We start from the raw sequence: 20,581 nt of genomic DNA, 5'->3' as shown, positions 1-20,581 counted from the left end.
TTTCACAGCCCGTCATGCCGCTCCCGCATGACCTGTCCGGGCGGCGAGGGCAGCAGAGCCGGGCGGCGCGGCGCCCCGGGCCGAGGCGGTCGGTGGCGATGGCGACGACGCCGTTGACGACCAGGGCGACGGCGTCAGCGGGGGAGGGGACGGCGTCGTCGGCGGTGTGGGTCGCGGTCGGGCTGGTGCTGTGCCTGCTGAGCGGGGTGCGCGGGCCGGCCCGGAACGCCGTTGCCGAGTCGGCGGAACAGGATCCGGCGGTGGTCCCGGCGCACGCCTAGGAAGCCACCCGCGCGGCGCGCGACTCCAGGTAACGCTGCTCCGGGAGGCTGAGCGTCAGTCGGGCCGCCAGCCGGTACTGCGCGCTCGCCCCGGCCCGGTCGCCGGTGCGCTCAAGCAGGTGGGCCCGCACCGCCGCGGTCCGATGATGCCGGGCCAGCACCGGATCCGCGGCGACCTCGTCAAGCGCGTCGAGCCCGGCCTCCGCCCCGTCGACCATGGCCCGCGCCACGATCCGGTTCAGCGTGACCATCGGGCTCGGGGCGAGCGCGTGAAGCATGCCGTAGAGCGCGAGGATCTGCCGCCAGTCGGTGTCCTCGGCGCGCGCCGCCTCGTCGTGCACCGCCGCGATCGCGGCCTGCAGCTGGAACGGGCCGATGGGCGTGTGTTCGAGCGCGCGGGTGATGATCGCGATCCCCTCCGCGACGGCGGAGGCGTCCCAGCGGGCCCGGTCCTGCTCGGCGAACGGGACCAGCCCGCCGTCCGGCCCGGTGCGTGCCACCCGCCGCGCGTCGGTGAGCAGCATCAGCGCGAGCAGCCCGGCCACCTCGCCGTCGTCCGGCAGGCGCCGGTGCAGCTGCCGGGTCAGCCGGATCGCCTCCCGGGTCAGCTCCACCCGGTTCAGCGCCTCGCCGGAGCTTGCCGTGTACCCCTCGTTGAAGATCAGATAGAGCACGTGGCGGACCGCGGCGAGATCCGTGGCAGGCGTCTCGAACCGGGCGCCGCTCTCCCGGATGCGCTGCTTGGCCCGGCTGATCCGCTGGCCCACAGTCGCCTCCGGAAGGAGCAGCGCCCGGGCGATCTCCGCGGTGGTGAGACCGCCGACCGCGCGAAGCGTGAGCGTGACCTGCGCCGGCACGCTCAGCGCTGGGTGGCAGCAGAGCAGCAGCAACGCCAGCTCGTCGTCGCCGCGTACCTCAGGCGTGGGATCGTGCCGGGCCGCCTCCTCACGGCGGCGGCGGGCCGTCTCGTTCCGCAGCAGCTCCACCCGGCGGCGGCCGGCGACGGTGATCAGCCAGTTGCGCGGCTGCTCCGGGACGCCGGTCTCCGGCCACTGCGCGGCGGCCGCGATCAGCGCCTCCTGCACCGCGTCCTCACACGCCTCGAAGTCGCCGTAGCGGCGCACCACAGCGGCCAGGACCTGCGGCGCGTACGCGCGCAGCAGGTCCTGGAGGCCTGTCACAGCTCCCATGTGCTCATGTCGAGAATTGGGCGGACCTCTACCCGGGTGTACGACGCGTCCGGCGCCTTCGCGGCCCAGCGCACCGCCTCGTCGAGGTCCGCGACGTCGATCAGGTAGAAGCCGGCCAGATGCTCCTTGACCTCCGCGTACGGGCCGTCGGAGGTGATCGTCTCGCCGTCGCGCACGGACACCTGGGTGGCCAGCGCCGGATCGCCGAGCCCTTCGCTCGCCACAAGCACGCCCGCCTCACGCATCTGCGCGCTGAGCCGCAGGTGGCCGAGGCCGAAATCGTTGCGCTGCTGATCGGTAAGCGTCTCCCAGACAGCCAGCGACTGCGGGTTCGACTGGATCAGGATCAGGTACTTCATGATTTCCTCCTTCGCTCCTGCCCATGATGTCGAAACCGGGCGGCCCGGCCTCGACATCATGGGCGAGAGAAAGGCAGGTTCAGTCATGGACGAGATCCGGGACGTCATCGAGGGCAAGGCCGCGCTGCTGGAGACCGGCGACGCGAAGGAGGTCATGGCGCATTACGCGCCCACCTACGTCGATTTCACGCTCGCCCCGCCGTTGCGGCAGGCTGGCGACGGCCGCGACCCGGCGCCGCTGGAGGCCTGGATCGCCACGTTCGAGGCGCCACCACGCCGCGAGGTCACCCAGTTGGAGATCACCACGGACGGGGACGTGGCGTTCGCGACAAGCATCGACCGCCTGAGCGCGGTGCCGCGCGGTGCCGCCGAGGGCTTCAGCATGTGGTTCCGCGTCTCGCTCGGGCTGCGCCGCATCGACGGACGCTGGCTGGTGACGCACGAGCACGAGTCGGTGCCGTTCGAGATGGACGGCTCGTTCCGCGCCGCGATCGGCCTGACGCCGTGACTACGATCGGGTGATGTCGCTCGTCTGCCCGCTCCCCGCCGTGCCCTGGCAGATCAAGGACTTCACCATCAGCGGGTACGACTCCGGCCCGCGCGACCTCGGCCGGCTGATCAGGGCCGAGGGGTGCCACGCCCACCGATCCCTGACCCGGGCCCGGAGGCCGTAGGTGGTGCGGGATATCAGCGTGCGGTCCGGCAACCAGACCAGCTGCGGCGGGATCGCGAAGATCGTCGTGGATGCGGAGGTGGCCGCAGGCTTCGAGTTCGTCGACGGGCGTGCTCCGGGCGACCGCTGGACGTGGCCCGACGACGAGCTGATCGAGTGGTGCCTGGCGGCGGTCCGGCGTGGGGTGCATGCCGGATGGGTCGCGGCCGGGTCGCCACCGATCCGGATCGTGCTGCGGCGGATGCTCGTGCACCCGGTCGACTCCAACGAGCACCACAACGAGGCCGCCGGGCGGATGGCCGTCGCGGAGGCGGTGCACCGCCTCGGCGTCGGTGCGAGCTGAGCCGGTGCGGCGTGCTGGCTCAGCCTGGCTCCGGGCTGAGCCGCACGGTGGTCGCCGCGGCTGCGTCCGCCACCATCTGCCCGACCGCCCCGGGGCCGTAACGAGCATATTTGCGCCTGTAAGCGGCATCGACCTCCGCGCGTCCGGCGTCGGCGCCGACGTCGTGGACCACAACGTCGGCCTCCAGCCCCGGCACTCGCACGGCCGCCCGGCCGGACGCGAGCACGTGGCCGAACCAGCCGGTGTCCCGCCGGTACCAGGTCCGCACGTAGACCTGGTCTCCGGCGCACACCACCCAGATCGGCACCCAGCGTCGCAAACTCCCGTCCGGGCGGCGGGCGGCGATCATCAGCTCGTCGGCGTCACCGAGAAGCCGCAGGGCATCGGCGCCCCAGGCCGCCGTCACCAGGGCACCGTCCCGGCGGCGTCGAACATGCCGCCGGTCGGGCCGTCGTCCGGGAGCGTGGCCAGGCGGATCGCGATCTCGGCGCCCTCGGTGGCGGTGCTGGTCCCGGCGAACGCGTTGAAGTCGGTGGCGACGTACCCCGGGCAGGCGAGGTTGATCTTGATGTTGGTGTCGCTCAGTTCGGCCGCGAAGGCGATCGTGACCGCGTTGAGGAACGTCTTCGACGGCGCGTAGGCACCGCTGGCGCCGCCGAGGTCGACGCCCGGCGTGGTCCGCAGGCCGAGCGAGCCGACGTGGCTGGACTGGTTGACGATCCGCGGGGCGGGTGCGCGCCGCAGCAGCGGCAGCATCGCGTTGGTGACCCGCACGACGCCGATCACGTTCGTCTCGACGACCCTCCGCAGCACCGCCGGCGTGACGCCGGTCGGCGCGTCCGGCCACGTGTCGCCGAGGATGCCGGCGTTGTTGACAAGCACGTCCAGCCGGCCTTCCCGCTCCTCGACAAGCGCGGCGGCGGCCGTCACGCTCGCGTCGGAGGTCACGTCAAGCGGCACGCCGAACGCGTCGACGCCTGCCGCGCGCAGCTTCGCCACCGCGTCCTCCCGCCGCTGTGCGTCCCGGGCGCCGACGCCGACCCGGTAGCCGTGCGCGCCGAGCCCGGCCGCGATCTCGTATCCGATTCCCTTGTTCGCGCCGGTGACCAGCGCAACCATCGTGTCACTCATAGCGCCGATCGTGTCCGGGGGACGGCGGTGGACCAACACTGTCCGGGTCGCGGATCGATACCCGGCTGATATTGATCGGGCGATAGGCTCGGACGGTGGAGACGCGGGAGCTGCAGTATTTCGTCGCGGTCGCGGAGGAGCTGCACTTCGGGCGGGCGGCCCGGCGACTCGGCATCGCCCAGCCGCCGCTGTCCCGCACGATCAGCCAGCTCGAACATCGGCTCGGGGTCGCGTTGCTGGAGCGCACCAGCCGCCGGGTCAGCCTGACCGCGGCCGGCGCGGTGCTGCTGGAGGAGGGGCGCGTGGTCCTGGGGGCGCTCGCGGCGGCCGAACGACGTGCCCGGCAGGCCGCGACCGCCTCACCCACGCTGGTCCTCGCCACGAAGACCGCCACCTCGGATGAGCTGCTCACCAAGCTGCTGGACGCCTACGCGGCCGAGCCCGGCGCCGTACCCGTCGAGCTTCTGCTGTGCGAGACCCAACCCCAGCGGCACCTGCACGCGGGCCGCGCCGACGTGGCGCTGCTGCACCAGCCCTGGGACTCGGCCGAAGGGCTGGACATCGAGATCCTGCGGACCGAGGGTCAGGTCGCGCTCCTGCCCAGCACGCACCCGCTCGCCGGCCGCCCGCACGTGCGGATGGCCGAGGTGGCGTTCCTGCCCGACCTGCCGCAGCCCCGCTGGCCCGGCCCGGCCGGCGCCTACCCCGAGGGCCGCGGCCCCGAGATGCACAACCAGACGCAGCTGCTCCAGCTGATCGCGCTCGGCCGCACGTCCGTCGTCATGCCCGACTCCATCCGCGCCCACCTGCGCGAGGGCATCGCCGCCGTCCCGGTCCTGGACGCACCGCCGGTGACCTCGATCATCGCCTGGCCACCGCACAGCCGCTCCCGCGCCCTCGCCGACCTGGTCCGGGTCGCCGCCGCGCTCTGATCAGCTGCGCGACGATCTTGGTGTGGGCCTGGCGGGGCGGTATCCCGGCTGATCGATAGAGATCTCTTGACAGGGGGGCGGGGCAGGCGGTCAAGATGTACCCCCCACCGACCACTGCGGAGAGTCCATGATCCAGCACCGTCTCCTGCGCCTGGCCACCGCCGTCTCCGCCTCGGTGATCGTGGCCGCCGGCCTGCTCACCGCTACCGCCACGCCCTCGGCCGCGGTGGCCTCCGGCCCGGTCATCGATCAGAACTTCGCCGACCCGGACGTGATGAAGGTCGGCCGCACCTACTACGCCTACGCCACCAACAGCGACGGCCGGAACATCACATGGGCGACCTCCACCGACCTGGTCACCTGGTCCGTGCAGGCGAGCGACGCGCTCCCGGTGCTCGGCGCCTGGGCCGACCCCACCTGGTCGTTCCCGCCCGGCGGTACCGGCGACCACGGCGTCTGGGCGCCGGAGGTGTTCCAGGCAGGGCCGGGACGCTTCGTCATGTGGTACACCGCGCACGACCGCGCCTCAGGTAAGCAGTGCATCGGCGCGGCCACCGCGACCACACCCGGCGGGCCGTTCACACCCCAGGCCACCACCCTCGTGTGTACGCCGGAGACCGGCGGAGTGATCGACGCGTCGTCGTACGCGGAGAACGGCCGCCGGTACCTCCTCTGGAAGAACGACGGCAACTGCTGCGCGCAGGACACCTGGCTGCACCTCCAGCAGGTCACCGCGGACGGGCTGCGCCGCACCGGCGCGGAGACCGAGCTGATCAAGCAGAGCAAGCCGTTCGAGGGCATCCTTGTCGAGGCGCCGACGCTCTGGAAGCACGGCGACACCTACGTGCTGTTCTACTCGGCGAACTTCTTCGGCAACGGCAGCTACGTGAGCAGCTACGCGACGTCGACGCGCCTGGGCGGGCCGTACACGAAGGCGCCGTCGCCGTTGATGACCACTGACGCGTTCGCCGGCTCGGTGCGCGGCCCCGGCGGCCAGGACATCGTGACCGGGCCGGACGGCAAGGACCGGATCATCTTCCACGGCTGGAACCCGGACTTCAGCTACCGGGCCGTGTACTCGCAGCGGCTGGACTGGCAGGGCGGCCGCCCGATCGTGGACGGCGCGAAGGTGCGGTACGAGGCCGAGGGCGCCGACTTCACACGTGCCAACGCCCGGTACGCGGGCGGTGGTGCCAGCAACGGCGCGGTCGTCGGCGGGATCGACTTCGACGACAGCCGTGTCACGTTCACCGTCTACGTCCCCCGGGCCGGCAGCTACCGGCTGTACACGCGCTACGCCAACGGGTCCGACGCGGGCGTGGCGAGTCACTCGCTGTCCGTCAACGGCATCGCGGCCGGCACCGTGGACTACCCGGTGACCGGCTGGGACAACTGGCAGGTCAGCGAGCGGGTCGTGACGCTCCGGGCGGGGGACAACACGATCTCGTACGGGAAGGGCACGAACTTCGCCGAGATCGACGCGATCGACGTCGCGTAACGTTCCACAGTGGTCGGTGCCCGCGTCATACCTAAGTCGAGCGATTGATCTAGAATCGCTGCCCGTACCGGACCTATCACGGCGAAGAGGCACAGCATGTCCCCCAGCATTCCCGGACAGCCGCACCGCTACCGGCCAGAAGAGGTCGAGGCGCTGCGTGCGAAGTACCGGCTGGAGCGCGACCGCCGGATCCGCCCGGAGGGCACCGGCCAGTACCGGCGGGCGGCCGGCGAGTTCGGCCACTTCGCCACGGACCCGTACACCGAGCGGGCCGAGCGGGCGCCTGCCACGGACGTGGTAGAAGCGGTGGTGATCGGCGGCGGGTTCGGCGGGCTGCTCGCCGGCGCACGACTGCGGCAGGCCGGTCTGCGCACCATCAGGACGATCGACGAGGCCGGTGACTTCGGCGGCACCTGGTACTGGAACCGTTACCCGGGCGTGCATTGCGACGTCGAGTCCACCGTGTACATGCCTCTGCTCGAGGAGGTCGGCTACGTCCCGAAGTGGCGGTACGCGCCGGGCGAGGAGATCCGGCAGCACGCGGTCGCGATCGCCAAGCAGTTCGACCTCTACGCGGACGCGCTGTTCCACACCCGGGTGACGGAGCTGCGCTGGGACGACGACGCCGCGGAGTGGCAGGTCACCACGGACCGCGGCGACGCGTTCCGTACCCGCTATGTGGTGATCTCCAGCGGCACGCTCAGCCAGCCGAAGCTGCCAGGCATCCCCGGCATCGAGACGTTCCGGGGGCACACGTTCCACACCAGCCGCTGGGACTACGGCTACACCGGCGAGGACCTGGGCCGGCTCGCCGACAAGAAGGTAGGCGTGGTCGGCACCGGCGCGTCAGGCATCCAGGTCATCCCGGAGGTCGGCGGCGCCGCGCAGCACCTGTACGTCTTCCAGCGCACCCCGTCGACTGTCGACGTCCGCGACAACCGGCCGATCGACCCGGCCTGGGCCGAGACGCTGAAGCCGGGCTGGCAGCGCGAGCGGATGGAGAACTTCCTGACAATCGTCACAGGCGACCACGCGGACGAGGACCTGATCGACGACGGCTGGACAAGCACCGCCCGGCTGCAGCGGAACATGCTCACCGGCACGCTCGACCCGACGATCTCCGCCGAGGAGCGCGAGTACCTCGACGACCTCGCGGACTTCCGGAAGATGGACGAGATCCGCGCCCGGGTCGACCAGGTCGTCGAGGACCCGGCCACCGCGGAACTGCTCAAGCCCTGGTACCGCTACATGTGCAAGCGGCCCGGCTTCAGCGACGTCTACCTGCCCACGTTCAACAGGCCGAACGTCACGCTCGTCGACACCGCGGACACCGGCGGCATCACCAGGATGACCGAGACCGGCGTCGTCGTCGGCGAGCAGGAGTACGAGGTCGACTGCGTCATCTTCGCGACCGGCTTCGAGGTCGGCGTCTCCGGCGTCATCTCCGGCACGCTCCCGGTGTACGGCCGCGGCGGGACGACGCTGCTCGACCACTGGGGCAGCGGCCCGCGTACCCTGCACGGCGTCTACAGCCACGGCTTCCCGAACCTGTTCCACCTCGGCTCGCTGCAGAACGCCGCCTCGGTCAACTTCGTACACGTGCTCCAGGAGCAGGCCACCCACATCGGCGCCGTGGTCGCGGAGGCCCGCCGCCGCGACGCCCGCCGGATCGAGCCGACCGCCGAGGCCGAGCAGCGCTGGGTGGACACGATCCGGGAGACCGCACCGGAGAACTACACGTTCCGGGCCGAGTGCACGCCCGGCTACTACAACGGCGAAGGCAAGCCGCGCCCGGTCAACCAGTCCTTCGGCCCCGGCCCGACAGTCTTCCACGACCTGCTGCGCCGGTGGCGCGCCGAGGGCGGCCCGGACGAGGTGCTTGCGAACGGCTGACACTCTCCCTGGCGGTCAGACCGGCACCGTCAGGTCGCGGACGACCTCCTCCAGCGCGGCCGGAGCGAGCGTGCGCAGCGGCAGGTGGTGGTCACGCCGCCAGTGGACGGTGCCGCGCTCGTCCAGGTAGGCGTCGGTGATCCGGCCGGCCGACATCTCCACGACGAAGGCCAGATCGCCGGGGAGGTCACGGAGGAAACGGCGGATGCCGGACGGCAGATCGATCTCCTCGCGCCAGCCGCGCCGGCCGAAGGGGCGCGTCCGGGCCGGATCGACCTGGCGGCCGATGACATGGGCCAGCACGGTCGCGTCCCGCTCAGCGGCGGTGAGCGGGAAACGGTCGCGGCCGAGCTGCGGAAACGGCTGCAGGATCTGGTAGTCGGTGAACAACTCACTCCAGCGGGCCAGATCCGCGCCGATCTCGGCCGGGTGGGCCAGGCCGATCAGCGCGTCCGGGCGCAGCGTGACAGTGCGCTCGTCGAGGTCCGAGAGGCTGCCGTCCTCGCAGACGCGCAGCATGCGGGTCCGGTCCCGGTGGTGCTCGGCCCAGAGGAGACGGCGGGACAGCGGGCCGAGCAGCGGGTGCCGGACCAGGTGGCCCAGCTCGGCAGCGGGCCAGCGGCCGCCTGTGACAAGCGCGTTCTCCAGGTGCGTGGCGTACCGGACGGTCTCCGCACGCAGATCTCTGCGCAGCCGGTTCCAGCGGGCGCGGGCCGTCGCGACCGCCGCCGGATCGTCGTGCTTCGTGATCCGGGGCAGCGAGCGCGCGCCGATCACGTACGCCTCCGGCCGCTCGTCGACACCGACCGTGACCTGCCGGGGGCCGTAGTCGAGCGTCAGCCGGCCGTCCGCGCCGAGCCCCAGGTCGACCGGGCCCGTGCGATGCGGAACCTGGGCGGCGGTCAGCCCGTGCGCGGCGGCCGCCTGCGCGAGACAGACCGGCACCCGGTCGCGGACAATCGCGGCGCGCAGGCCGGTGAGCCGGTGCAGCTCCCACAGCGCGGCCCGCGCGTCAGGTCCCCACTCGCGTCCGGCCAGCACCCCAAGCACCGCGATGCCGTCACCCGCGCGCACGTGCCGCTTACCGCCCGGCCAGGAGCGGATCGCGGCGCCGAGCCGGGCGATCGTGTCCGCGTCGGCCAGGTGCGCCTGCGCGAGCAGCGCCCACAGCTCCTGCGGCGGCATCCCGTCCGCGACCCACAGGTCGAGAAGCGCCTCACCGAAGAGCGCGAGGTCGTGCCCGTCGCAGATCCGCCGGGCCGCCTCGATCACCGGGCTGCCGGGGGTGTCCGCGAGCGGCGGCTGCGGCGCGGTGGCGGAGTCGGCCGGCGTGGCGCGCCCGGTGCACGGGTCGTAGTCGCCGGGCGCGGGCTCGGAAGGGCCGGCAAACCGGGTGTACTCAAGCGCGGCCAGCAGCGTGCGCACGTCCTCGACCGGCAGCGGCGTGCCGTCCGCGCACAGCCGGACCTGTGGGAGCGCCTCCGGGAACACCCACGGGATCAGCGCGGGCCGGCGCCGAGCATTCACCACATCACACAGCAGCGAGGGTACGGCGTCAGCCGCGTCCGGGCCGTAGCCGGCGGCGATCGTGCCGACGGTGTCGCGGTGGCCGAGGCGGTCGAGCGTGCGGAGCGCCCGCCGGGCCTGGTCGCGGGGTGGGCCGGCAAGTCCGAGCGCGACCGGGAGCAGCGCGCGGGCGGCCGTCTCGGGGTGCCGGTCCAGCCACAGCCGGGCCCAGCGGCGTGCCGAGCCGGCGTGGGTGAGCCAGCCGGCCACCGTACCCGCGACAACCGGCCCGTGGAAGGACAGCAGCAGCACGCCCATGCTGTCCGGGTCGCGGGCGGCGAGCCGGAGCGCGGAGGGCAGCACCTCGAGGCCGAACCGGGCGACGACCGCCTGCTCACGCTCGGTCCGGGCGCCGTGCGGCGGATTCCACCCGGCGAAGGAGTCCACGTCGAGCGAGTCCGGGGCCAGCGCGCGCCATCGGGCCCGTTCCCCGTCCGCCCACGCCTCCGCGTCCGGATCGCCACAGACCAGGCCGGTGACACGGACCGTCCTCGGCCGGGGCGGGTCCGGCACGACAAGCTCCGGCAAGGTGCGGCGGGCGGCCGGTGCGGTTTCGGCGTTGGTTTGCGCGTGTTCGGCCGCCGGGCGGTCGGATGGCATGCGGGGACCGTAGCCGCCCCCACCGACAGTTTCGTCGCTGCGCGGGGCCTGCCCTTCCCGTTCGTTGGGGCGCGGGGCTGGCCCTTTCTGTTCGTTGGGGCGCGGGGCTGGCCCTTCCCGTTCGTGGCGGCGCGGGGCCGGCCCTTTCCGGGACGGTTTAGTGGTCGTGGCGGGGTGGCCGGCCGTTCCGGGACGGTTTCGTGCGGATCGGGCGGGTGGCCGGTCGCTGGGCGAGTCCGGCGAGGTTTTCGCGCTTTTCATGATCCCTTAGGCTGGTTGCCGCCGCCCCCGTAGAGAGAAGGCACCCGCCATGCCGACCGGCAGCAACAGCCGCTTCGCCGTCGTCGCCACCGCCGATGACGGGACCCGGCGCAGCAGCCGGCGGGCGCTCGACGAGGGCAGCCGGCCGACCGGGCCGGCCAGGGATCCGGAGCGCACGTATACGCGCTGGGAGCAGGCCGACGCGCAACATCTGGTCGACATCCATGATCACCTGCGGGCCGACCTGGCTCGGATCCACCGGCTCGTCGCGGCGGTCACCACCGGTGCCACAGACGTGGGCGAGGCACGGGCGGAGATCAACGCGATGGCGCTGCGGCAGACGAATCCGGCGCTGACCACCTACTGCGCGAACTACTGCCGCATGGTCACGATGCACCACGGCATCGAGGACGCCTCGGTGTTTCCGCACCTGCGGCGCAGCGATCCGCGGCTGAGTCCGGTGATCGACCGGCTCCAGCAGGAGCATCACGTCATCCACGGCGTGCTTGAGGATGTGGACCGGGCGCTTGTCGCCTATGTGGGGGACCCGGGCAGCATCGCGGAGTTGGGAGCGGCTGTCGATCTGCTCAGCGACACCCTGCTGTCCCATCTGGCCTACGAGGAGCACGAACTCATCGAGCCGATCGCCCGCCTCGGCATGCACTGATCCGCGGGCTTTTCGATCTGGGCCGGGTCACGTCGCGCTCATTGATCCGCTGAAGCGCCAGGCGCTGATGCGCGCCCTTCGCTCTGGACCGCCTATAACACCCGCTGATCGCCCAGACGCTCACTGATCTGCGTCTGCCGTGCTTGGGCCTGCCGGGACGCTCACTGATCTGCGTCTGCCGTGCTGGGCCTGCCGGGACGCTCACTGATCTGCGCCCGCCGTGCTGGACCTGCCGCGACGCTCACTCATCCGCGCCTGCCGCTCTGGATCGGCCACGGCGCTTTTTGCTCTGGACCGGGCCACGACGTGAGGTGTGGCCCGCGGGAGCACGCGGCAGGTGACCCCGGCGCGTCGGGGTATATCCGGATTTAGGATCTTTTATGAATTTTGATCATGGTCTTGTGGGTGTGTTGGCTCGATCACCTAAACGAAGTAGGAGAGGTGGATTGAAAATCGGTGGAGCCGGGCATTGATGATTTCGACCGGCTCGACCGGTCGCCGGATATGGAAGCGCGACTCGACCCCCCGAGTCGCCCCGGGGCCAGATGCTGGTCAAAGGAGAACTATCGTGACCGTCACCGGTATCGTCGTCGCACTGATCGTCGGTCTCATCATCGGTGCGCTGGGCCGTCTCGTCGTGCCCGGCAAGCAGAACATCCCGCTGTGGCTGACCCTCGTCATCGGCGTTGTCGCCGCCCTGCTCGGCACCGCGCTCGCCCGGGCCATCGGCGTTGCGGACACCAACGGCTTCGACTGGTGGGAGCTCATCTTCCAGGTCGCCTTCGCCGCTATCGGTGTCGCGATCGTCGCCGGTGTCGGTGGCCGTCGCGGTCACCGCGTCTGACGCGTAATCCAATACTGAACGGCGCCTCCCGCGATGCTGCGGGAGGCGCCGTTCTGTGTGCGTCAGGAATGCGGGCAGGTGTCCCGGTACTCCTGGATCGCCGAGCCGGACGGCGCCGGGCACAGGAACTGTTCGTAGCGGGTGTCATTGTCGATGAACCGCTTGAGCCACGAGATGCTGTACTTCGCCACAGTCACGTTCGACGAGGTCGGCGCCGAGTGCGAGGCGTTGTTAAGCTCCAGATACGCCTTGTCGAGCGTCGACGGCAGGCTTGTGTAGAACGGCTCCGAGTGCGACGCGACAGGTGCCACGGTGTCGCTCTCCGCCCCGATGATCAGCGTAGGCACTCGGTCCGAGGACCAGCTCTTCGTGCCGTGCCACGGCGTCAGCGGCACCGCGGCCTGCAACGACGGCCGGGCGACCGACGCCGACAGGCTGCCGCCGCCCCCCATCGAATGCCCCATCACCCCAAGACGAGAAGCATCGATCCGGGTACGCACGGAGCTGGTTTTGGTGAGATAGTCCAGCGCCGCAAGCAGCTGCGTCCCCCGGCTCGCCGGCTGGTCGAGCGTCGACAGCGTGTCGATCGTGATGATCACGAAGCCCTGCGACGCGAGCCGTGGCCCCAGCCAGGACACCGCCGACTGGCTTGCCGTGAACCCCGGCGAGATGGCCACCGCGCCGAACGTGCCCGACGCGGTGCTGGTCGGATAGTAGATCGTCCCCCCGCCGAAGCCGGAGACGCTTGAGCGGGACACCGACACCGAAGCCGTGGCGAACGGGCCGGTGGAGGCCTCGATGCTGGCAGTCGTCGGTGCGGGCCCGCGCTCGTAGGGGTTCGCAGCCAGGGCCTGCCCCGGGACCGCGAGGGACACTGCAGTCGCCAGGACGGCGGCGATGGTCAGGCGCCGGTGCTTGAGGGCCACGGCGAGCTCCTTATATCGAAGGACGGGAGTGGGTCGTGGTCATCGTGGCCCGTAGAGCTACCCGTGGGTAATCCTGTTGGGGTCATAGCTGGAGTGGGGGTGGGGGTGTGTTTTGGGGGGTGAGACGGCTGCGCTAGGCTGTGTTCACTGCCGCGGGAGTGATCCCAGCGGTGGGCGGGACGTAGCGCAGCTTGGTAGCGCACCTGACTGGGGGTCAGGGGGTCGTCGGTTCGAATCCGGCCGTCCCGACTTGATCAAGGCTCTGAACTGGGGAAACCCAGTTCGGGACTTTTCCATTTGTCGATGGAATTCGGCCCGCCCCCGTTTACCCCGCGTTTTGAGCTAAACGATCTCGCAGGGGTGGAGTGCGGCAGGCGGTGTGATCCGCCATGCATCTAAATCCTTCACTGACGTGGCGTTCTGTTGAGGCGCCGCTGTGCCTCGTCAGAGGGCGCTGATGGTCGGCGCGGACCCTGCACGCGTTCTGTTGCGGAATACGTCGCCATGGCGTCGGAGTCTCTGTGGACGCAGGCCGAGACCGCATCGTGATGTGCCCCCTGAGGAGCCCTAACGTAGCATCCTAGGACGTCCTACGCGCTGTGCTCACTGTCCCGGTTCAACGAGCAGCGGCGTGGTGCTCGCCAGATTGCCATCGACGCGAAAAGCGGCGAAGTCCCGGCCGTCACGCCGCTGCTCGGGGCCGTCGAACGGGTGCTCGGCACCCTGACCAGGGGACTGTTCACCGGGGCATCTCGGCCAGCTTCCGGACTGGTTCGGCGGTGGAGAAGGCGACACAAAGAGCACCTGTCGGTACGGGCGGGAGGTGGGCCGGACGACTGGATGGCCGGCGGTTCCTACTTACTCACCCGCGAGATTCCACCGGCGGATGGCTTTGTGCGCTTCGGTGGGACATTCCGCGGGAGCGCTGCGGCGAAGCCCGGTCGAGTTCTGGTGCGCTGGGGCCGAGTTGTTCGAGGACCTGTGACACACCGGGTGCCTGGGCGGGTTTCGCGATGTAGAAGGTGGAAGTGGTGGATTCGTGGGCGTGACCGAGCTGCGCTGCGGCGGTCTTGGTGTCGGATTCGCGGTCTACGACGGTACCGACGGTCTTGCGGAAGATGTGCGGGGTGACCCACTCCAGCCCGGTGGCGGCTTGGAGGTCGTGCCGGTGTTCACGGGCGGCGGCGGGCGCGAGGTTTGCTGTGGTGCCGCTCGGACGCGTCGGGCCCGTACCGGCCGAGCCGGTCACCGTCCTCGAGCATCCCGTGCCGATCAAGCGCGCCGAGCGCGGCGGTCACGTCGGACTCCGGCACGGACAGCGCCGCGGCCAGCTCCTCGACCGTCCGGCCGCCCTCGGCCAGCAGCGTCACCAGCCGTTCGACGGCACCGTCCGGGTCGTTGATCAGCAGCTGGAAGCGCCTGTCGTAGACCAGTCGCAGGTCCGCGCCGTCCCGCTCGTGGAGCGCGTCCTTCAGGCGTGGCCGCATCGTTCCCCCGCTCTGCCGTCTTCCCGGTGATCTCCGCGGATGACCTTGCCAGCGGGGCGTTGGACGAGCGTTGGCGACGCGTTGACTCGACGACTGAGCCGATCGCCGGCCGGCGTCGTACCGGCAGACGTCAAAGGCTTTCAGGGTGTGGGTGTTCCGCTGTTCTTGACCGTCATTCCGCGCTCGCCCGGCACCACCACCTGCCCGTCGGTGACGAGCATGAACCTCTCCAGGCCGGGTACGAAAATGTTGACCACGGCCAGGTCGGCGGTGACGTAGTGGTCGCGCTGCAACGGCGTGAGGCCGCGCCGGGTGAGGACGTCGATGAGCGCGTCGTAGTGGCCGGCGGCGGTGCCGGGCACGTCCGTGTCCCGGTACGGCACCGAGGTCGCGCCGGCGAGCCGGGTGCTGAAGTCGCTTCGGTAGCAGGCGTGCAGCGCGGGATAGGGCGTCGTCCAGTCGTGCCGGGCGGGCGTCATGGCGGCGAACGCGGAGTGGAGGTGCCCGAGCGAGGACGCCAGGTGGACCTGGACCAGCTCGCTCACCGCACGGGCGATCGCATAGTGGCGGGAGAGCGAGGCGCCGCAGCCGCGGATCCGGGCCGGTGCGCCGTCCGGCGTGGGGAGGTAGGCGAGCACGGCCGGTACGCCGAGGTCGCTTGTCATGTCGATCAGGTACAGGCGCCGGCCGATGATGGTCTCCGCCGCCGACACCAGGGCCGCGAGGTCGTCCGGCAACGTGCTCGCCTCGATCAGGACGAGCGGGGACCTTCGCCGCCCCAGGAACTGATCGATCAGCAGGAGGGAGAGTGCATCCCGCTCGATGGTCTCGTTGAGCGCGTGGACCGCGGCCTCGACCGGGTCGGTGCCCGCCGCCCAGCCGTTGTTGCAGGAGTAGCGGCTGACGCCTGTGTAGTCGTAGTGGTCACCCAGACTCTCCCGTAGCGGATCGGCCGCCTCGTCGAGGTAGTCCGGCATGGACAGGAACAGGGGCACGTCGACCTCTGCGCCGCCTGTCACCGGCCGGAAGGGAAGGCACCCCATCGGCTTGTCGGGCAGTTCCCCGAGCAGGCCGAGTGCGACGTCCCGCCCGAGTGCCGGGTCGCGGGAGATCTCACCGGCGGGGCGCAGCGTCATCCCGCCGCCCGCGAGGCCCTGCAGCCCGCTCAGGTGGTGCTCAAGCGCCTCGAAGATCGCGCCGACCTGTGCCGCCGCCGAGTCTCCCTTGCCGAGACCGAGGCCGCTGGGCACCGGGTCGTCGCCGCGCCACAACGTCGCCGTCCACACTGCGGGGTCGCCGTCGAGCACCGCCGTGCAGTCCACCCGGAGATCGAGTTCGGCTGCCGCGGCCAGGCCCCGCAGGTGGGCCTCGGGCAGGCTCAACGCCCGCTCACCGTGCTGGACCATCGTGTCGGCCGCACGTTCCGTGCTCGACATCATGACACCTCCGACCGTACGCACCGACACTTCGGGACCGGTGGGCCGGGCGGATGAACCGCCCGGCCCCGTGACGTCGACTCAGGCGTCGGACTCGGCCGTCGCCGTCTCCGAGTCCTGGTCACGCTCGGTCAGCTCGTCGAGGATCCGCTGCTCGGTCTCGGCGAGTTCAGGCTTGTCCTTCTGTGCCCGGTAGATCGCGTCGTGCAGTCCCATGTGCTTCCTCCATCGTCGAGCGGGCCTTGATCCGAGTTTCGGGCACGTCGATAGACGCCGGATGCATGTGTCGATATATCCGCAGCCAGGCCTCGCTCGTACCCGAATCAGGGTTCTTTGTGGACGGACGACGAGCGGCCCGATTTCCGGGCGGAGGGGTCCACCGGACGCTCCGATTTGCCAGAATGGCGACATGAGGGTGGATCCGCGCGCCGCCGCCACGATTGTCCGCGGTTGACATGGACTCTCTTCGTTTCCGCCTGCTCGGCGCCGTGCGCGGCCGCCGGGGATCCGTCGATCTCGACATGGGAAGCCCGCAGCAACAGGCCATGCTCGCAGTTCTTCTCCTGCGGCCGGGCCAGGGGGCGAGCGCGGCCGTCCTGACCGAAGCGCTGTGGGGCGACGATCCGCCGGTCACGGCGACGAAAAGCCTTCGCACGTACGCGTGGCGCTGGCGCAGGGTGCTCGAGAACGACGCCGCCGAGCCCCGGCTCCTGACCACAGTCGGTGACGGCTACCGCCTGGAGGTGCCGGAGGAGGCCGTCGATGTGCGGCATGCCGAGGCGCTGGCCCGCAGTGCCCGCCGGGCCGGCGACGCGGGGACCGCCCGCGCGATGCTCGCCGAGGCGCTCGCCCTCTTCAACGGTGAGCCGCTGGCCGGGGTGCCGGGCCCGTTCGCGGAACGGCATCGTCGCAGGCTGAACGAGCTGCACCTGGACCTGCTCGAAACACGACTGGCGTTGGACATCGACCTCGGCCGCGCCTCCTGGTGCGTACCCGAGTTGCGCGCTCTCAGCGATGAGAACCCGCTGCGGGAGAGCCTTTCCGTGCTGTTGATCAGGGCGCTGCACGCCAGCGGCCGGCCGGGGGAGGCCGCAGCGGTGTTCCCGGCTGCGCGCCGCAGGATCGTGGACCGGCTGGGGCTGGAACCGGGCGCCGAACTCGCCGACGCCCACCGCCGGGTCCTGGCCAGCGAGGAGCCCGCCGGGCCGCCGGCACGGAGCGAGGAGCCGCCGCGGAGTGAGGAGCCGGCGACGCGACCGGCCCAGGTCCCGGCCACCACGGCGGATTTCACCGGCCGGGAGGCGGTGGCCCGGTTCATCACCGACGTGCTGAGCCGGCCCGACCGCGGCTCGTTGCCGATCGTGGCAGTGGCCGGGATGGGCGGCCTCGGCAAGACCACGCTGGTACGGCACGTCGCTCACCGGCTCGGCGCGCACTACCCGGACGGCCAGCTGTACGCGGAACTGCGGGGCGGTGACGCCAGCCCAGCCTCGCCGCAGGACGTTTTGGACGGCTTCCTCGTGGCCCTTGGCGTGGAATCCGTGCCGGACTGCCTGAACAACAGGTCGGCGCTGTTCCGCTCGGCGACGCACGACCGCCGGCTGCTCGTGGTGCTTGACGACGCGCACAGCCTCGCACAGATCACCCCGCTGCTGCCCGGTGCTGCGACCTGCGGTGTCCTGGTCACCTCCCGGTCCCGGCTGGCCGGCCTGAACGGCGCCGTACACGCCGATCTCGAGGTGTTCGACGAGGCCGAGGCGATGGAACTGCTGAGCCGGGTGATCGGCCACGACCGGGTGGCCGCCGAGCGCGAGACGGCGCGGGAACTCGTGGTGGCCTGTGGACTGCTGCCGCTTGCGGTGCGCATCGTGGCGGCACGACTGGCCGCCCGGCCGGGCTGGTCGATCCGCATGCTCCGGGACCGGTTCACCGGCGGGCGCCGGCTTGGCACGCTGCGCGCCGGTGATCTCGATGTGAGCGCGACCTTCCTGGCCAGCTGGCGGCAGCTCACCCCGGAGCAGCAGCGGGCGCTGGTCCTGCTGGCCGTGACCGATCTGCCGGACGTCGCGCTACCGATCGCGGCGCGCATGCTGGGCCGGCCCGAGCCGGACAGTGAAGACCTGCTCGAGGAGCTGGTCGACCTGGCGCTTCTCGAGTCGGCCACCGCCGGGCGTTACCACCTTCATCCGCTCGTGCGGTCGTTCGCACTCGCCCAGGACATCGCCGGGGCGGCGGGGTAGATCGCCGCGTGCGATGAGGTTGCCGCAAAGCACGGAAATGCGACCCCCTGAGCTGGGAGGATGGCTGCGGATCGGGCCCACGGGCGGCAGTACCGCAGGCGGCCCGGCGCGTGGCCCTCGCTGGTCGGGCTGGCGGGCCGGGGCTGCTTCACGCCCTCACCGGCCCTCACCGCACCCGGGCCGCGTGTCCGACCGATGTGGACTGCGCCCGGGCCGCTACCTGAAAGAGGCGACGACATGACAGCAGCACTGGGCTCGCGCCTGGGCCCGGACAAGGTCAAGCTGGGCGTCTGCTGCACGCTCTGGTGGAACGACGACTTTCCCACGATCGACGCCGGAATCCCGTTCGCCCAGGCGGTGAGCGAGATGGCGCTGGCCGGGTTCCAGGGGTGCAGCATCGGTCACAAGTATCCGTCCGACTCGGCGGAGCTCAGGGCCGCGCTGGAGCTGCGCGGGTTGCAGGTCTCCGAGCCGTGGACGAGCACCTATTTCACGATCGCGAAGATGCGGCAGAAGACGATCGACAGCTTCGAGGAGACGCTGGCGAGGATCAAGGCGCTCGGCGGGAACGAGCTTGTGGTGGCCGAGTTCGGCGCGTCGTCGCACCTGCTGCCGGTCGATGTGTTCGCGAACCGGCCGGTCTTCACCGACGCGCAGTGGGACGCGCTGGCGTCCGGCCTGGAGGAGCTGGGCAAGATCGCCCACTCGGCCGGGATGCGGCTCAGCTACCACCATCACATGGGCACCGGCGTGATGACCCGCGCGGACGTGGACCGGCTGATGGCCTCGACCGACCCGGATCTGGTGTCGCTGCTGCTCGACACCGCGCACATCGCGTTCGCCGGCGACGATCCGCTTGACATGGCACGCGCCTACGCGGGGCGGATCGGTCACGTGCACATGAAGAGCATCCGGCCGGAGGTGGTGAGCCGGGTCCGGGAGGAGGGCCTGTCGTTCCAGGACGCGGTCGAGGCCGGCGTGTTCACGGTCCCGGGCGACGGCGCGATCGACTTTCGGCCGATTCTCGAGGTGCTCGCGGACGCGGACTACCGCGGGTGGCTTGTCGTGGAGGCGGAACAGGACCCCAACAAGGCCAATCCGCTTGAGTACGCGAAGAAGGCGCGCGCCTACCTGGCCGACGTCCTGGGGTGGTAACCGGCCGACCGCACAACCAGAACAGCGAGCAATCTCCATGAGCGACACAGCCAGGCGACAGATCTACTTCAGCTTCTTCATGTTCACGGCCGATCTGCGGCCGGACGACACGGCGTACACCCGGATTCTGGTCGACCATCTCAAGGCCCTCACCGACATGGGCTACGACGGTTTCGACGTGCATATCGCGCCAGGGAACGGGATCGGGAGCGCGACCTCCGGCCTGCGGGAGGAGGTGAACAGCTACACGCGCTTGAAGAGGGCGTTCGACGCGGCAGGGCTTCAGGACACAAGATTCACCACAAACGTGGGTACGACCCGGAGCTTCGACCCGACGTCGCCGTACACGGAACAGCGCGCTCAGGCACTTGCCTACCTCCAGTCGCGCGTCGACATCACGGAGATCCTCGGCAACGGCGACTCGATCATGTCGGGCCCGTTCCTGTACCCCTACGGCGTTTTCCCGACCACCGATGCCGGCGAGCAGATCTGGAGCGACGCGCTTCAGGACTGGATGCGGCCGCGATATCAGGTGGCGCACGCGTTGTTCCGGGAGCTTGCCGACTACGCCGGCGGCAAGGGCGTGAAGCTGGCGCTGGAGCCGATCAAGAGCTGGGAGTCGCCGCCGCCGAACATGGTCTCCGAGGCGCTTGACTTCCTCGACGACGGCGAGATCTTCGGCGCCGGTGTCACGCTCGACACCGCGCAGGTGGTGATGGAGAGCCAGGGCCCGGCGGTGTTCCGGGACAACGTGGCACGCGCCGCCCGGCAGAACCGGCTGACCTACGTGCACATCTCCGCGCCAGACCGGGGCGCGGTCCGGGACAGCTGGATTCCGTGGGAACTGATGCTCAACGAGCTGGAGCCGGTCTACCGCGGGCCGTACCTGGTCGAGGTGTTCAACGCGATTCCGCCGTTCGACAGTTCGATGCGGATGGCGCGCCGGCGCTTCTGGCGGCCGGGCGAGGACGCGCCGGAGCCGGGCCGGGCCAGCGCCTACGACGTGGCCGGTGCCGGGCTTGAGGAGCTGCGGGAGCGGATCGCCGCGTCCGCGCTGTCCCGGTCGGTACCGTCGCTGATGGCCGGGGCGCGGGGCTGA

At 70.9% G+C, this 20,581-nt stretch carries 21 protein-coding genes and 1 tRNA gene; 13 read left to right on the top strand and 9 right to left on the bottom strand.

Annotated elements, in window-relative coordinates; translation table 11 throughout:
• Window positions 1-14 precede the first annotated feature (14 nt).
• Window positions 15-281, top strand: coding sequence for a hypothetical protein (locus ACIA8K_RS23325; RefSeq protein ID WP_396062560.1), 267 nt, complete (start codon window positions 15-17; stop codon window positions 279-281).
• On the opposite strand, the gene ACIA8K_RS23320 is transcribed toward ACIA8K_RS23325, so the two are convergent.
• Together ACIA8K_RS23320 and ACIA8K_RS23315 are read right to left on the bottom strand one after the other, a co-directional pair.
• Entirely contained in the window at window positions 278-1,471 is a 1,194-nt protein-coding gene (locus tag ACIA8K_RS23320; protein WP_396062558.1) for an RNA polymerase sigma factor, read from the bottom strand. The two genes, ACIA8K_RS23325 and ACIA8K_RS23320, sit on opposite strands and share 4 nt — an antisense overlap.
• The gene (locus tag ACIA8K_RS23315) at window positions 1,459-1,830 is read right to left on the bottom strand and encodes a YciI family protein (protein ID WP_396062556.1); all 372 of its coding nucleotides are present in this window, start codon (window positions 1,828-1,830) and stop codon (window positions 1,459-1,461) included. Before ACIA8K_RS23315 ends, ACIA8K_RS23320 begins: the two co-directional genes overlap by 13 nt.
• 85 nt (window positions 1,831-1,915) lie before the next feature.
• On the opposite strand from ACIA8K_RS23315, the gene ACIA8K_RS23310 reads away from it, so the two are divergent.
• The 3 genes from ACIA8K_RS23310 to ACIA8K_RS23300 are packed head-to-tail and all read left to right on the top strand — an operon-like array spanning window position 1,916 to window position 2,846.
• Window positions 1,916-2,338 carry a YybH family protein gene (locus tag ACIA8K_RS23310; protein ID WP_396062554.1) on the top strand — a complete coding sequence of 141 codons (423 nt, stop codon included), beginning with the start codon at window positions 1,916-1,918 and terminating at the stop codon, window positions 2,336-2,338.
• Between the two features lie 13 nt (window positions 2,339-2,351).
• Window positions 2,352-2,504: a hypothetical protein gene (locus tag ACIA8K_RS23305; protein ID WP_396062552.1), complete on the top strand. Its 153-nt coding sequence runs from the start codon at window positions 2,352-2,354 to the stop codon at window positions 2,502-2,504.
• Window positions 2,505-2,846: a hypothetical protein gene (locus tag ACIA8K_RS23300; protein WP_396062550.1), complete on the top strand. Its 342-nt coding sequence runs from the start codon at window positions 2,505-2,507 to the stop codon at window positions 2,844-2,846. It begins immediately after the preceding gene.
• Window positions 2,847-2,865: 19 nt separating this feature from the next.
• Here the strand turns inward: ACIA8K_RS23300 and ACIA8K_RS23295 are convergent, their stop codons facing one another.
• Window positions 2,866-3,252 carry a DUF2255 family protein gene (locus ACIA8K_RS23295; protein ID WP_396062548.1) on the bottom strand — a complete coding sequence of 129 codons (387 nt, stop codon included), beginning with the start codon at window positions 3,250-3,252 and terminating at the stop codon, window positions 2,866-2,868.
• A complete protein-coding gene (locus ACIA8K_RS23290) occupies window positions 3,249-3,977 on the bottom strand; it encodes an SDR family oxidoreductase (protein WP_396062546.1) in 729 nt (242 codons plus the stop codon). The genes ACIA8K_RS23295 and ACIA8K_RS23290 overlap by 4 nt, the downstream gene beginning before the upstream one ends.
• Before the next feature lie 95 nt (window positions 3,978-4,072).
• On the opposite strand from ACIA8K_RS23290, the gene ACIA8K_RS23285 reads away from it, so the two are divergent.
• The 3 genes from ACIA8K_RS23285 (at window position 4,073) to ACIA8K_RS23275 (ending at window position 8,300) form a co-directional block, all read left to right on the top strand.
• Window positions 4,073-4,909 carry a LysR family transcriptional regulator gene (locus ACIA8K_RS23285; protein ID WP_396062544.1) on the top strand — a complete coding sequence of 279 codons (837 nt, stop codon included), beginning with the start codon at window positions 4,073-4,075 and terminating at the stop codon, window positions 4,907-4,909.
• 127 nt (window positions 4,910-5,036) lie between these two features.
• A complete protein-coding gene (locus tag ACIA8K_RS23280; protein ID WP_396062542.1) occupies window positions 5,037-6,407 on the top strand; it encodes a family 43 glycosylhydrolase in 1,371 nt (456 codons plus the stop codon).
• A 96-nt stretch (window positions 6,408-6,503) separates the two neighbouring features.
• Window positions 6,504-8,300, top strand: a complete 1,797-nt coding sequence (locus ACIA8K_RS23275) for a flavin-containing monooxygenase (protein ID WP_396062540.1) — start codon at window positions 6,504-6,506, stop codon at window positions 8,298-8,300.
• A gap of 15 nt (window positions 8,301-8,315) precedes the next feature.
• Here the strand turns inward: ACIA8K_RS23275 and ACIA8K_RS23270 are convergent, their stop codons facing one another.
• Window positions 8,316-10,466: a DUF4132 domain-containing protein gene (locus tag ACIA8K_RS23270; RefSeq protein WP_396062538.1), complete on the bottom strand. Its 2,151-nt coding sequence runs from the start codon at window positions 10,464-10,466 to the stop codon at window positions 8,316-8,318.
• 310 nt (window positions 10,467-10,776) lie between these two features.
• Here ACIA8K_RS23270 and ACIA8K_RS23265 point away from each other — a divergent pair, with 310 nt between their 5' ends.
• Both ACIA8K_RS23265 and ACIA8K_RS23260 read left to right on the top strand, forming a co-directional pair.
• Window positions 10,777-11,394, top strand: a complete 618-nt coding sequence (locus tag ACIA8K_RS23265; RefSeq protein ID WP_396062536.1) for a hemerythrin domain-containing protein — start codon at window positions 10,777-10,779, stop codon at window positions 11,392-11,394.
• Between the two features lie 568 nt (window positions 11,395-11,962).
• Entirely contained in the window at window positions 11,963-12,238 is a 276-nt protein-coding gene (locus ACIA8K_RS23260) for a GlsB/YeaQ/YmgE family stress response membrane protein (RefSeq protein WP_396062534.1), read from the top strand.
• Window positions 12,239-12,300: 62 nt separating this feature from the next.
• Here ACIA8K_RS23260 and ACIA8K_RS23255 read toward each other — a convergent pair whose 3' ends face one another.
• On the bottom strand, window positions 12,301-13,143 hold the full coding sequence (locus tag ACIA8K_RS23255) for an alpha/beta hydrolase (protein ID WP_396062739.1): 843 nt from the start codon (window positions 13,141-13,143) through the stop codon (window positions 12,301-12,303).
• A 196-nt stretch (window positions 13,144-13,339) separates the two neighbouring features.
• Here ACIA8K_RS23255 and ACIA8K_RS23250 point away from each other — a divergent pair.
• A tRNA-Pro gene (locus ACIA8K_RS23250) sits at window positions 13,340-13,413 on the top strand.
• A gap of 923 nt (window positions 13,414-14,336) precedes the next feature.
• Here ACIA8K_RS23250 and ACIA8K_RS23245 read toward each other — a convergent pair.
• From ACIA8K_RS23245 to ACIA8K_RS23235, 3 genes are all read right to left on the bottom strand, one after another.
• A complete protein-coding gene (locus ACIA8K_RS23245) occupies window positions 14,337-14,651 on the bottom strand; it encodes a hypothetical protein (RefSeq protein ID WP_396062532.1) in 315 nt (104 codons plus the stop codon).
• A 140-nt stretch (window positions 14,652-14,791) separates the two neighbouring features.
• Entirely contained in the window at window positions 14,792-16,087 is a 1,296-nt protein-coding gene (locus ACIA8K_RS23240) for a YcaO-like family protein (protein WP_396062530.1), read from the bottom strand.
• An 81-nt stretch (window positions 16,088-16,168) separates the two neighbouring features.
• Window positions 16,169-16,303, bottom strand: a complete 135-nt coding sequence (locus tag ACIA8K_RS23235; protein WP_396062528.1) for a hypothetical protein — start codon at window positions 16,301-16,303, stop codon at window positions 16,169-16,171.
• A gap of 239 nt (window positions 16,304-16,542) precedes the next feature.
• Between ACIA8K_RS23235 and ACIA8K_RS23230 the strand changes: the two genes are divergently transcribed.
• The 3 genes from ACIA8K_RS23230 (at window position 16,543) to ACIA8K_RS23220 (ending at window position 20,581) form a co-directional block, all read left to right on the top strand.
• Window positions 16,543-18,327, top strand: coding sequence for a BTAD domain-containing putative transcriptional regulator (locus ACIA8K_RS23230; protein ID WP_396062526.1), 1,785 nt, complete (start codon window positions 16,543-16,545; stop codon window positions 18,325-18,327).
• 237 nt (window positions 18,328-18,564) lie between these two features.
• Window positions 18,565-19,482 carry a myo-inosose-2 dehydratase gene (gene iolE / locus ACIA8K_RS23225; RefSeq protein WP_396062524.1) on the top strand — a complete coding sequence of 306 codons (918 nt, stop codon included), beginning with the start codon at window positions 18,565-18,567 and terminating at the stop codon, window positions 19,480-19,482.
• A gap of 37 nt (window positions 19,483-19,519) precedes the next feature.
• Window positions 19,520-20,581 carry a sugar phosphate isomerase/epimerase family protein gene (locus tag ACIA8K_RS23220; protein ID WP_396062522.1) on the top strand — a complete coding sequence of 354 codons (1,062 nt, stop codon included), beginning with the start codon at window positions 19,520-19,522 and terminating at the stop codon, window positions 20,579-20,581.

The organism is Catenuloplanes sp. NPDC051500 (genome assembly GCF_044454585.1).
In the GTDB taxonomy this organism is placed as follows: domain Bacteria; phylum Actinomycetota; class Actinomycetes; order Mycobacteriales; family Micromonosporaceae; genus Catenuloplanes.
This window is presented reverse-complemented; position numbering and strand designations above follow the sequence as displayed.